Genomic DNA, 11,508 nt, shown 5'->3' with positions numbered 1-11,508 from the left:
ATGACATGATCGAAGCGCGAACCTGGATGGCCGAAGTCCTCCCCCGCCTGCAAGCTGCTTTCGGCCCCCGGCTGCGATATCTCGGGTTGCAGGGCAGCTACCGCCGGGAAGAGGCCACGGAAACGAGCGACATCGACCTCGTCGTTCTGCTGGACACGGTCGAACTGGACGACCTCGACATGTACCGGGGGATCGTCCTCGCCATGCCCGAGGGGCGCAAGGCATGCGGGTTCCTCTGCGGCGTCCGGGAGTTTTCCGCCTGGCCGCCCCACGAACTGTTCGCCTTTGCGAAGGATACGGCCGATCATTTCGGCAGGCTGGAGGACTTCCTGCCGCCAGTAACCCGCGAGGACGTACGGTACGGCGCAAAGACCGGCGCTTCCACCCTGCTCCACCTGCTGACCCACAGCTACCTGTATGCCGACGCGGAGGCCAGGCCCACCATTCTGAAGGAGGCCTGCAAATCGGCCTTTTTCCTCATGCTGGTGGTCCACTACCTGGATTCGGGGCGGTTCTGCGCGAGCAAACGGGAACTGCTCGCGGAACTGGACGGCGCGGACAGGGACATCGTCGAGGCGAGCCTGGAGCGGCCCGACCGGACGGCCGACCGCTCCGAAAGGGAGCGCTTCGCCATGCTCCTGACATGGTGCCGGGAAGTGATGCGGACCGCCTGATCCGCACCGGCAACATACATCTCTTTGAATAAAAAGAGGAAGGGTTGCAGCTTGTTAGCTACAACCCTTTTGATTTCGTGGTGCCGAGGGGGGGATTCGAACCCCCACGGAATTTCTTCCACTGCCCCCTCAAGACAGCGTGTCTACCAATTCCACCACCTCGGCACGATATGCGTTGAACCTATTGGTTCTTGGCGTCGTCTCCGGTATCCTTGAAGGTCACTCCGGGCTTGGCCGGTTCGGCCGGGGCCGTGGTCTCCGCCGCAGGCGCGTTCTGCTGCAGCATGATGGAGTCCTGGCTGGCGATCTTGTTCCCGGACAGGATGTTGTATCCGAGGGAAGTGAGCAGGAAAACCGTTGCAAGTCCTGCGGTTACCTTTACCAGGAGACCGCCGGCGCCGGTGCTGCCGAACATCGTGCTGCTGCCGCCGCCGAAGATGACTCCCATCCCCTCGTGACCGGACTGAAGCATTACAGCGCCGATCAAAAAGATGCAAGCCAAAACATGGATGACTATGACTATGGTTTCCACAATTAATCCCTTTTCTTAAAACTTCTTTCCGCTTGCAAAATCAAGCCAGTACGATCTCGCTGAAGCTTTGTCCCTGCAAGCTCGCGCCTCCTACCAATACTCCATCGACATTGTCAAGCGCAATAATTTCCGAGCAGTTGCTCGGCTTGACGCTTCCGCCGTACAATATCCTCATTTCATTAGCTTTTTCACCAAAGATGGAAACAAGAATTTTCCGGATGAAATCGTGCGCCTCGACAATTTCCGTCGGCCCGGCCACTTCGCCGGTCCCGATCGCCCAGACGGGTTCGTAAGCCACGGACAAACGCTCGGGCTCGATGTCTCTGGGCACGTTTTCGAGGCCGGCCCGCAACTGGCGCTCAAGCACCTCGTGAACGCGGCCTGTCTTGCGCTCTTCGATGATCTCACCGATGCACAACACGACCTTGAGTCCTTCCTGCAATCCATAGGCGGTCTTGGCGCCCACGAGCGCATCGTCCTCGCCCAGAACGTGCCGGCGCTCGGAATGGCCGGTCAGGCCGAAGGAAGCGCCCGCGTCCTTGAGCATCTTAGGGGCGATCTCCCCGGTGAAGGCGCCCTCTTCTTTTATATAATAGTCCTGGCCGCCGACCGAGAAGCCGGCCACCGGGCCAAAGACGTCGCCCACTGCCTTGAGTGCAGTGAAAGGCGGGAAGATCAGCACTTCGCGGTCCGCCGGGAGCTTGTCCGCGGCTAGGCCGACCAGTTCTTCCGCCGTGGACTCGGCCTCGTCCCAGGTCTTGTACATCTTCCAGTTGGCTGCCATCAACTTTTTCATTTGTTCATGCACTCCTTTAGGGCTTTGAAGGCCGGAAGCTCCTTGCCTTCGAGGAATTCCAGGAAAGAACCGCCACCCGTCGAAATAAAGCTAAATTTTTCATCAAGTTGCATCATATGTACCACCGCATCCGTGTCACCGCCGCCCACAATGGTCAGGGCATTGTCCAGATCGGCGATGGCCTTGCAGACCGCCAGCGAGCCCTTGGCAAAGGCCGTGGTCTCGAACAGTCCCATGGGCCCGTTCCAGACAACGGTCTTGGCCCGCTTGAGGATGGCCACGAAATTGGTGATGGTCTCGGGGCCGATGTCCAGGACTAGGGCGTCCGACGGGATGGTCTTGGCCGTGCACACCCCTTCGGCCTGCTTGGCCTTGGGGGTCTTAGCGTAGCGGAAATCCACGGGCAGATGCAGCACCGAGCCCTTGGACTTGGCCTTGGCCATGATATCGGCCGCCGCGTCGACAAGGTCAGGTTCCACCAGGGACAGGCCCACGTCGTAGCCCTGGGCCAGCAGGAAAGTGTTGGCCATGGCCCCGCCGATGATGATGTCGTCCACCTTGCCGAGAAGATTGTTCAATATTCCCAACTTGGTGGAAACTTTTGCGCCGCCGGAGACGCAGACGTAGGGCCGCTTGGGATTCTTCAGGGCCTCGCCGAGATATTCGTATTCGCGTTTGAGCAGGAACCCGGCACAGCAGACCTTGGCGAACTTGGGTACGTCCACCACCGAGGCGTTTTCGCGGTGGGCCACGCCGAAGGCGTCATTGACGTAGACGTCGGCCAGGGAGGCCAGCAGCTTGCCGAAATCGCCCCGTTCCTCCGGCGTCTTGCCGGTCTCCTCGGGGTTGAAACGCAGGTTGTCGAGCATGATCACCTGGCCCGGCGCCAAGTCGGCGGCCATCTTCACGGCCTGGTCGCCGATGCGGCCCGGCACCAGGGCCACGCCCTTGCCGAGCAGTTCGCCGGTGCGGTTGGCCACCGGCCCCAGGGAAAGCTCGGGCACGACCTTGCCCTTGGGCTTGCCCAGATGCGCACAGAGGATGACCGAGGCCCCTTTGTCCAGGGCGTATTGGATGGTCGGCAGCGCCGCGCGAATACGGTTGTCGTCGGTGATGACGCCGTCCTCGATGGGAACGTTGAAGTCCACCCTGAACAGCATTTTTTTCCCTGCGATATCAACCTGATCGATAAACAGCATACGGCAGAACCTCACCCTTCGTATTGTTTAAAATCGTACCGGAGCAACAGTGCGTCTTCCCTGGTGTCCGGGTAATATTTCTTCCTCACGCCAATCTTCTTGTACCCGAACTTGCGATACAAAGCCAAGGCCGGATCATTGGAGACCTTTACATCCAGAAAACTTTTAGTGGTGCCGTTCGCCACGCACATCTCGAAGCTCCTGGATAACAGCGCCTCTCCCACCCCCTGCCGCCTGTACTCGGGGTGCACGGCCAGGTTGAGAACCTCCATCTCATCCGCGATGAGAGAAAACGCCATGTATCCCACGAGGATGTCGTCACGACGTACGCCGATCACTTTGAACACCTCCCCTTCCAGCCCGAGCAGGAACTGCTCTCTGGTCCAGTGGTAGGCAAAGCACAGCGCTTCGAGTTCCATGAGCTCCCGGACATCCGGTTCCCCCAACTCGACCACCTCGTCCTTCATCGCGCCTCCGCAGCCACATGGGGCTGGATATGTAGTAACATTACGTGTATACAGAGTTTGCAAGACAAACAAAAGAGCCTGCGTTTATGAACTCTCATCAAGAAGCCCTCGAACGCGACACGGATCACCTGGTCGAAGTCATAGACCGGAACAATCGCCCGCTGGCCGTACTCTCCAAGCGGAGCGTGCACCGCCAATTGCTGATGCACCGCTCGGTCCAGGTGCTCGTCTTCAACCCCGAAAAAAAGATCTTCCTGCAAAAACGCAACCCGAACAAACAGTTCTTCCCCGGCCGCTGGGACATTTCCGCCCGCACACACCCCCGGGCCGGCGAATCCGCCTTCGATGCGGCGACGCGCGCTCTCAAGGATGAACTGAACCTGGAGATCGACCATCCCCAACTCGTCCGGGAGCTGCCCGCCGGGCCCGAGACCGGCTTCGAACACGTCTCCCTGTTCGAAGTGACCAAAAACACCCTGCCTGTGATGCCCAACAGCGATGCGGCCTCCGAGGGATTCTACTATTCGCGGGAAGAACTGACCTGTCTGATCAAGGAATTCCGGGAGTTGCTCACGCCCAACCTCGTCATTCTCTGGGAATCCGGCCTCCTGGTCCCGGCCTAGTCCCACATCAGCAATCCGCTCAGTTCCCCGTGAATTCGGCCATTGCTGGCCAGAATGCTGCGCGACTTGAAGGTGTACGGCGCGGCCGCGTCGTATTCGGTCACGTGGCCCCCCGCCTCATTGACAAGCAGCAGCCCGGCCGCCGTGTCCCAGGGGTTCAGAGCACGCTCGTAGAAACCGTCCAGCCGTCCGCAGGCGACGAACGCCAGGTCCACGGCCGCGGCCCCGCCCCGCCGGATGCCCTGGGCCACAGGCAGCAGTGTCCGGAGATTTTTCAGGATATCCTCCAGATGGGCGTCGATGTCGTAGGGAAAGCCTGTGGCCAGCACGCACTGTTCCAGGTCCGCCTCGCCGGTCACGCGGATGGGCTTGCCGTTCAGGAACGCCCCCACCCCTTCCACGGCGGTGAACCGCTCGCCCAGCAGCGGCATGTTGACCATCCCCAGGACGACACGGTCGCGGCGCCACAGGGCGATGGAATTGGCCACGTAGGGCAGGCCGTGGGCGAAATTCGTGGTCCCGTCCACCGGGTCGATGATCCAGGTCAGCTCACCGGGTTCCGTGTCCTTGGCTGTCTCTTCGGCCAAAAAATCCGATCCCGGCAGGAGCGCGGCCAGCTCGCCCTTGAGCATGGTCTCCACGGCCACATCGGTCTCGGTGACCAGGTCTATGCGCCCCTTGTGCCGGATCTTCCGCCCTCGGCTCGCGCCCTCCCGGACGATGTCCCCGGCCTTGTCTGCGATGGCGGCCAAACCGTCCATGATACGGGCGGAATCGAAATCACCACTCATATGCGTTGCTCCTCAAAGAAAAAGGGCGGTCGCAACCGCCCTCCTGGATGTCCCGGTGCGCGGGCTCAGGACCTGCGCTGGATGAAGAATTCCACGGACCGGTTAAAGGTCTTTTCCTCTTCCTTGGTGAAATAGCAAGCAGGCAATTCACCCCGCTGTCGGTGGTAGTGCAGGCATTCGCAACAGATACCGTGCTTGTCGCAATTATGGGTGCAGGTACAATATTGCTCGTTTATTTTCGATCGCGGGCATTGATCCTTCTTTTTCATGACGACCCCTCTGGTCACGGAAACGTGCGGTTCGATTGTGCCTCAAAAGCCTGCGTACAGTAGCCAACAGCGGGCAGAGAGTCAATAATTCAGGCCCATTGTTTCGCGACGGGCCCTCCTTGACTCCCTTGATCAGCCCATGGACCGCCAAAACGCGTTTAATGTGATTATAATACGCTAATCATTGTATTTCATGGCAGATGGGTATAGAGATATATGATGATCACATGAGGCCCAACGCCTCTCCTCCTTTGACTCGACCCGGAACCGCTCCCAATGTGGAAAAAAGCATTCAGCCAGGCTCCTGGCTACAAGAGAAAAGGGAAAAATAAATCCCGCATCAGGCTCGAAACCCTTGAGGAATTCAAGGAGTTCATCGACTATGAGCACATCAAGCATTGCCTGCTGAGGCCCTATTTCGAGGAACAGGAATACCCCCTGGTGGAAGCGCGGGAGTTGCTCCCCTCCTTCGAGGTCGATCTCTACGAGCACAAGAACCTGCCTGGTTTCTCCATGGTCGCCTTCGAACGGCAGCTCAACTCCTTTCAGGAGATATTCCAGTTCGACGCCCTGCATTCGCCCTCGGACTGGGAGGAGATGCAGGTTCAGGACTCCTGCACGGTGGAGGACAACGTCCGGGGCACCAACATCCGTACCTTTCTGAGCCGTCTTCCCAAACGATACCATCAGGAATTCCTGAACCAATTCGGGTCCTGCGACATCTGCACCATCCAGGACTACGACCGGATACTCCCCTTTCTGCTGCAACTTGAGCGGGCGCACGTCCTGGCCCTGAACTCGGCCGGCGAGTTCACGCTTCAGGGCGTATACGCCTCCCTGCCCTCCAACCTGGACAGCGAACTCAAGCAGTTCGGGCTCAAGATCGGCAAATTCAAACCGGGCAACAACCTGCTCTACGAATGCAACCGCCTGTTCGTGTACCAGTTCATGATGGAGTTGTACGGCTTCCCCATCGTGTCCGAGCGGCGCACCTCCTCGGCCATGTTCGCCATCCGCCTGCTGCGCCAGCACGAACGGTTCATCGTCCGCGTGCTCGGCCAGAGCGACCGGACCATCACCACCCTGATGTCGCCGCCCAAGGGCACCCCCAGGCGGTCCATCAAATACCCCAAGGTGGAGAAGATCGCCCTCACCCAGGTCAACGAGAACCAGAAGGAACTCTGCGAGGTCCTCAAGGACCAGGGGTTCTTCATCGACCGCAAAAAGCGCGTGGTCATCCTCCGAGTCTCCTACCAGCAGCACGACTACAATCCCCGTAACGTTCGCGAGGACCGCGCCCTGTCCGTGCTCAAGCAGGAGATCATCCACCCCATCACCGGGCGAATCATCGAGAGCATGAACATCATCCAGAACGTGCGCAACATGCTCCTGCGCCTGAACGACATCGTGCGCGGCGAGTACCGCATCCCGGTGAACTACAAACGCCAGGAGTTGATCGACAACACCGAGACCCACGAAAATCGGCTCAAGGTGCTCTACGTCTGGCTTTCCAAACATATGCACCGCATCGTGGACTACTCGGACGACTACTATGCCCAACTGGTCCGCGTCCTTGACGCCTATCTCCTGGCCCCGGACAACTACAAGATTTTCAACGAGCTGCACGACCTGCACCAGGAGGTCTGGTCCCGGTACGGACAGATTCAGCAGGCGAGGAAGATCCGGGTGCTTGAAGATTTGCGCTATCGCAAGTACAAAGGCGAGGCCATTTCGTACAAGCGCATGCTGGAGCTGATGACCGAGATTTTGAACGATCTCAAATTCGAGATCGTCAACTATTTCGACAAGCTCGTGGTCAAAATCCTGATCATCGGCAACGACGTGGTGTCCGACGCCTATCTGCTGCGCAAGTACGTGCAGCAGGACGACAAGGACCTCTCGCCCTACGGGCGGGACATCAAGAAACTGTACCAACAACTGGTCATGCTGCTCGACGAGTTCCGGTCCATCCGGAAATCCCGCGTGTCGAGCCAGGCCGGTTCAGGACAATAGCAACTACCGCAAGGAGCATACATTGGAAAACCTTGAAACCACCCCGCTCACCCAGTGGCACCGGGAAAACGGCGCCAAGATGGCCCCGTTCGCAGGCTTCGACATGCCGGTGCAGTACAAGGGCATCATCATCGAACACAAGCACACTCGCGAAAAGGCGGGCATTTTCGACATATGCCACATGGGCGAGTTCAGGCTCTCCGGGCAGGGCGCCAAGGACGGCTTGAACAAGATCGTCAGCCACGACCTGGACACGCTGGGCTCCGGAAAATGCCGCTACGGCTTCCTGCTCAACGCATCGGGCGGCATCAACGACGATCTGATCATCTATTGCTTGGCCGAGGACGAATATATGCTCGTGGTCAACGGCGCTTGCCGCCAAAAGGACTTCGACCACATCGCGGCCAACCTGCCCGGGGGCCTGTCCTTCACGGACATCAGCGACGAGACCGGCAAGATCGACGTGCAGGGTCCCGAGAGCCTGGACGTGCTCAACGATCTCTTCGGTTCCAAGTGGAATCACCTGAAATATTTTAATTTCGAGCAGACCGAGGCGCTCGGCTTCCCCATGATCGTCAGCCGCACCGGCTACACGGGCGAGCTGGGCTACGAGCTCTACCTGCCCGCCGACAAAGCCCTGGAGGTCTGGGAAAAGCTGGCCGCCGACCAACGCGTGGAACCGGTCGGCCTGGGCGCGCGCGACACCCTCCGCCTGGAAATCGGCTATCCGCTCTACGGCCAGGACCTGGACGAACAGCGCACTCCGGTGGAAGCCGGTTCCGGCTTCTTCCTCAAGAAGGAGTCCGAGTACATCGGCAAGTCCGGCCTGGGCCGGGTGGACGAATCCCTGATCCCCCTGACCATCGAAGGCCGCCGCACGGCCCGGCACAACGACGAGGTCTGCCTGCCCGGCGGCGAGAAGACCGGCATCATCACCAGCGGCTCCTTCGCTCCGAGCCTGGGCCACTGCATCGCCCTGGCTTACGTCCGGGCCGAGGACGCGGACAAGGACACCTTCATCATCAAGACCGCCCGCGCCGAACTGGAAGCGAAAAAGACGAGCCTGCCCTTCTACAAGGAAGGCACGGCCCGCATGAAGACCGAGTAACCTTCCGCCAGACTGACGAAAAAACGCAAGCCCCCGACTCACCGAGCCGGGGGCTTTTCTTCGCGCTTGAACCCCGCGAAGCGGCACCAAGAAATTTAGGAAGGAAAGGGGGGTGGGGGGCCGGGGGAAGGGGGCCCCACCGCCCTACTTCGGCCCGAGGGCGAGCATGCGGGCTTCGAGGCGGGCGGTTTCGCGTTCGAGGACCTCTTTGGTCAACTTTTCGGTCGTCACGGCCATGGGCTCGCCGACGTAGACCGGGCAGCGGGTGAACGGGAACGGCAGGACGAAATGGTCCCAGGACTTGTCGAAGACTTTCTTGCGCACGGGATAGGCCCGGATGGGAACGATCTTGGCCCCGGCCCGCTGGGCGAGAAAGATGATCCCTTCCTTGGGCTTGTGGCGAGGCCCCTTGGGGCCGTCAACGGTGAAGACGGCCATGCGGTTCTCCCTTTCCATGATGCGCTTGGCCTGGAGCAGGGCCCGGACCCCGCCCCTGGTGCTTGAGCCGCGCACCGTGGTGTGGCCGATGCGCTCCAACACCCGGGCGATCACCTCGCCGTCCTTGGACTGGCTGACGAAGGTCACCACCTGAGAGGTCAAGGTATGGCCGAAGGCGGTCGCCGGAAATATTTCGCCATGCCACAAGGCGAGGATCGTGGGTTCGCCGCGCTCGTTCCGGGCAACAAAATCGGTGTTGTCTCGGGCAGGCTCGAATCGGATGGTCCGCACCCACAGCTTGAACAGCCAGGCGAGGACGGGCGCGAATGCGGCGGGATCAATCGGTATTTTCATGTTGAGACGCTCGATTTCAGATTTCTATTTCTCTACCGGCTCGCGGGCCGAAGGGCAAGTGCCGATGAGTATTGAGACGATCTTTCTATCATTTGCTTTCAATGCAGCATATCAATTTGACCAACGAACGTATTCTGGGCAGCATTTCAGAATCAAGGAGTAGATATGACTGACATTTCCCTCGATTGCAAAGGACTCCCCTGCCCCCAGCCCGTACTGCGCTGCAAGGAAGCCGTGGAAAAGGATGGCCCGGCCCAACTGGTGGTCATCGTGGACAACGAAGCGGCCAAGGAGAACGTCTCCCGTTTCCTGACCATGCAGGGATACGCCGTGCACGCGGAAAAGTCCGGTCCGGATTTCATCGTCACCGGCCTGCGCGAGAACGGGGCCGAGTGCCCGGAATGCGCGGTCATGAGCGAGGCCGAGTTGCAAAACGCGGACAAAGACAAGATCCTGGTCTTCGTGCCCACGGACGTCATCGGCTCGGGCGACGACACGCTCGGCGGCAACCTGATGTACAATTTCATGGTCACCCTCAAGGAATTGGGCGACGAGCTGTGGCGCATCATCCTGGTCAACGGAGGCGTGAAGCTGGCCGTGCCCGGCAGCCGATGCCTGGAAGAGCTGCAGAAGCTCGAAAAGAGCGGCGTGTCCATCCTGGTCTGCGGCACCTGTCTGGAGTTCTTCGGCCTGACCGACAAGCGGGCCGTGGGCGACGTGACCAACATGCTCGACGTGGTCACCAGCTTCCAGCTTGCCACCAAGTCCATTCAGGTCTAGAAGACGGGGCATGCCCAACGCCCCTTCCGATACCATACGGCTGAACAAATTCATCGCCCAATGCGGCGTCGCGTCCCGGCGCGGCGCCGACGACATGGTCTTTGCCGGACGGGTGACCGTCAACGGCAAGACCGCCGACTCCCCCGGCGTCCAGGTCAATCCGGCCAAGGATGAAGTGGCGGTTGACGGGAAGGCCATCGGCCTGAAGGCGAGCGCAGGCGACCTGACCCTCATGCTGCACAAGCCGGTGGAGACCGTGACCACGGCCAGCGACCCCCAGGGCCGCAAGACCGTCCTCGACCTCCTGCCGCCCGAAATTCGTAAAAAACGCCCCTTCCCCGTCGGCAGGCTCGACTTCTTTTCAGAAGGACTGCTCCTGCTGACCACGGACGGCGACCTCTGCTACCGGCTGACCCACCCCAAATACCACCTGCCCAAGGTCTACGTCGTGACCATACGGGGCTCGGTGCCGCAAAAGGCGGTGCAGGCCATGCGTACCGGCATGACCCTCAAAGAAGGGGAGAAGCTCGCCCCGGCCAAGGTACGTCTGAAAAAACCGATAGCTGGAACGCAACAGCTTGAAATCACGCTCATTCAGGGAGTGAACCGGCAGATTCGCCGGATGTGCGACGAGTTCGGGCTGACCATCCTGCGCCTCAAACGCGTACAGCAGGGCCCGGTGGCCCTGGGCGACCTCAAGCCCGGCGCGTGGCGCGAACTGACCGCCGGGGAGACGGCGGCTCTGAAGAAAGAGGTCGGCCTCTAGAACCCCTGGGTGTTGTCCTCCACCTGCGTGCCCTTGGGCGGGGTGAAGGTGAACATGTCCGGGGCAAGGTCCACGTCGGTCTCGACATTGGACAACTTGACCTCATTGCCGTTGCCGTAAAAATCCACGATCATGACCTGCCTGAGCAGGCCGGTGCCCGGCTCCACGCCGACAAAGGCCAGGACCATCCCCGGTTCGGCCTCCTTGGGCACCAGCTGCAAAACCGTCAGCTCCTTGCCCCACTTGGCGCGAACCTCGTCCGCGCCAGGCCACTCGGTCTTGACCACGAAATCCTCCTTGATGTTGGCCCGGCCCGAAAGAAACCGCAGGATCGTCTTGGAATCAAGCAGCGCGCTTACCCCGTATTTGATGGCCAGTTCCTCGTCCGGGATATAGTCCCAGGCGAACTTGGGCCCGACCACGAGCAACTCCTTTTCCGGGGCCGAAGTCTCCCAGCGAACCTGGGAAGGCTGCCGAAACCAGATCTTGCCCTCGCGCTTCTCCACTTCGCCGCTGGCCACATTGGTCAACTCCTGGGTGAAGTCGGCCCGAAATGTTTTAATAGACTCATATCGCTTCTGAATCAGGTCCGGCAGATCCTGCGCCGGGACGGGCTCGACCGCTCCTGCAAAGACTGGGAACAACAGCAGGGAAACGATGACGAAAACGGCAACAAAAAATCTAGACATATTGCTTAC

General features: G+C 60.1%; 14 protein-coding genes and 1 tRNA gene. 6 read left to right on the top strand and 9 right to left on the bottom strand.

Going from position 1 to position 11,508, the window contains the following annotated elements; all coding sequences use genetic code 11:
* Window positions 1-5 precede the first annotated feature (5 nt).
* Window positions 6-674: a nucleotidyltransferase domain-containing protein gene (locus V8V93_RS12090; protein ID WP_338666849.1), complete on the top strand. Its 669-nt coding sequence runs from the start codon at window positions 6-8 to the stop codon at window positions 672-674.
* Window positions 675-752: 78 nt separating this feature from the next.
* Here V8V93_RS12090 and V8V93_RS12085 read toward each other — a convergent pair.
* The 5 genes from V8V93_RS12085 to rimI form a co-directional block, all read right to left on the bottom strand.
* A tRNA-Leu gene (locus V8V93_RS12085) sits at window positions 753-839 on the bottom strand.
* 16 nt (window positions 840-855) lie between these two features.
* Window positions 856-1,206 carry a preprotein translocase subunit SecG gene (gene secG / locus V8V93_RS12080; protein WP_338666848.1) on the bottom strand — a complete coding sequence of 117 codons (351 nt, stop codon included), beginning with the start codon at window positions 1,204-1,206 and terminating at the stop codon, window positions 856-858.
* Between the two features lie 40 nt (window positions 1,207-1,246).
* Window positions 1,247-2,002 carry a triose-phosphate isomerase gene (tpiA, locus tag V8V93_RS12075; RefSeq protein ID WP_338666847.1) on the bottom strand — a complete coding sequence of 252 codons (756 nt, stop codon included), beginning with the start codon at window positions 2,000-2,002 and terminating at the stop codon, window positions 1,247-1,249.
* Window positions 1,999-3,201: a phosphoglycerate kinase gene (locus tag V8V93_RS12070; protein WP_338666846.1), complete on the bottom strand. Its 1,203-nt coding sequence runs from the start codon at window positions 3,199-3,201 to the stop codon at window positions 1,999-2,001. Before V8V93_RS12070 ends, tpiA begins: the two co-directional genes overlap by 4 nt.
* A gap of 11 nt (window positions 3,202-3,212) precedes the next feature.
* Window positions 3,213-3,668, bottom strand: a complete 456-nt coding sequence (gene rimI, locus V8V93_RS12065; protein WP_338666845.1) for a ribosomal protein S18-alanine N-acetyltransferase — start codon at window positions 3,666-3,668, stop codon at window positions 3,213-3,215.
* 86 nt (window positions 3,669-3,754) lie between these two features.
* Here rimI and V8V93_RS12060 point away from each other — a divergent pair, with 86 nt between their 5' ends.
* Complete coding sequence (locus V8V93_RS12060; protein WP_338666844.1) at window positions 3,755-4,291, top strand: NUDIX hydrolase; 537 nt, start codon at window positions 3,755-3,757, stop codon at window positions 4,289-4,291.
* Here the strand turns inward: V8V93_RS12060 and V8V93_RS12055 are convergent.
* Both V8V93_RS12055 and V8V93_RS12050 read right to left on the bottom strand, forming a co-directional pair.
* A complete protein-coding gene (locus tag V8V93_RS12055; protein ID WP_338666843.1) occupies window positions 4,288-5,082 on the bottom strand; it encodes an inositol monophosphatase family protein in 795 nt (264 codons plus the stop codon). The genes V8V93_RS12060 and V8V93_RS12055 overlap by 4 nt on opposite strands.
* Before the next feature lie 65 nt (window positions 5,083-5,147).
* Entirely contained in the window at window positions 5,148-5,351 is a 204-nt protein-coding gene (locus V8V93_RS12050; RefSeq protein ID WP_338666842.1) for a DUF6485 family protein, read from the bottom strand.
* 276 nt (window positions 5,352-5,627) lie between these two features.
* On the opposite strand from V8V93_RS12050, the gene V8V93_RS12045 reads away from it, so the two are divergent.
* The gene (locus V8V93_RS12045; RefSeq protein WP_338666841.1) at window positions 5,628-7,364 is read left to right on the top strand and encodes a hypothetical protein; all 1,737 of its coding nucleotides are present in this window, start codon (window positions 5,628-5,630) and stop codon (window positions 7,362-7,364) included.
* A gap of 22 nt (window positions 7,365-7,386) precedes the next feature.
* The gene (gene gcvT / locus V8V93_RS12040; protein WP_338666840.1) at window positions 7,387-8,472 is read left to right on the top strand and encodes a glycine cleavage system aminomethyltransferase GcvT; all 1,086 of its coding nucleotides are present in this window, start codon (window positions 7,387-7,389) and stop codon (window positions 8,470-8,472) included.
* Between the two features lie 144 nt (window positions 8,473-8,616).
* On the opposite strand, the gene V8V93_RS12035 is transcribed toward gcvT, so the two are convergent.
* Window positions 8,617-9,264: a lysophospholipid acyltransferase family protein gene (locus V8V93_RS12035; protein ID WP_338666839.1), complete on the bottom strand. Its 648-nt coding sequence runs from the start codon at window positions 9,262-9,264 to the stop codon at window positions 8,617-8,619.
* A gap of 165 nt (window positions 9,265-9,429) precedes the next feature.
* Here V8V93_RS12035 and yedF point away from each other — a divergent pair, with 165 nt between their 5' ends.
* The gene (yedF, locus tag V8V93_RS12030; RefSeq protein WP_338666838.1) at window positions 9,430-10,044 is read left to right on the top strand and encodes a sulfurtransferase-like selenium metabolism protein YedF; all 615 of its coding nucleotides are present in this window, start codon (window positions 9,430-9,432) and stop codon (window positions 10,042-10,044) included.
* A gap of 10 nt (window positions 10,045-10,054) precedes the next feature.
* Complete coding sequence (locus V8V93_RS12025; protein WP_338666837.1) at window positions 10,055-10,810, top strand: pseudouridine synthase; 756 nt, start codon at window positions 10,055-10,057, stop codon at window positions 10,808-10,810.
* Here the strand turns inward: V8V93_RS12025 and V8V93_RS12020 are convergent.
* Window positions 10,807-11,499 carry a LolA family protein gene (locus V8V93_RS12020; protein WP_338666836.1) on the bottom strand — a complete coding sequence of 231 codons (693 nt, stop codon included), beginning with the start codon at window positions 11,497-11,499 and terminating at the stop codon, window positions 10,807-10,809. The two genes, V8V93_RS12025 and V8V93_RS12020, sit on opposite strands and share 4 nt — an antisense overlap.
* Window positions 11,500-11,508: the final 9 nt, after the last annotated feature.

Origin of the sequence: Pseudodesulfovibrio sp. 5S69 (assembly GCF_037094465.1) — a bacterium.
In the GTDB taxonomy this organism is placed as follows: Bacteria; Desulfobacterota; Desulfovibrionia; order Desulfovibrionales; family Desulfovibrionaceae; genus Pseudodesulfovibrio; species Pseudodesulfovibrio methanolicus.
This window is presented reverse-complemented; position numbering and strand designations above follow the sequence as displayed.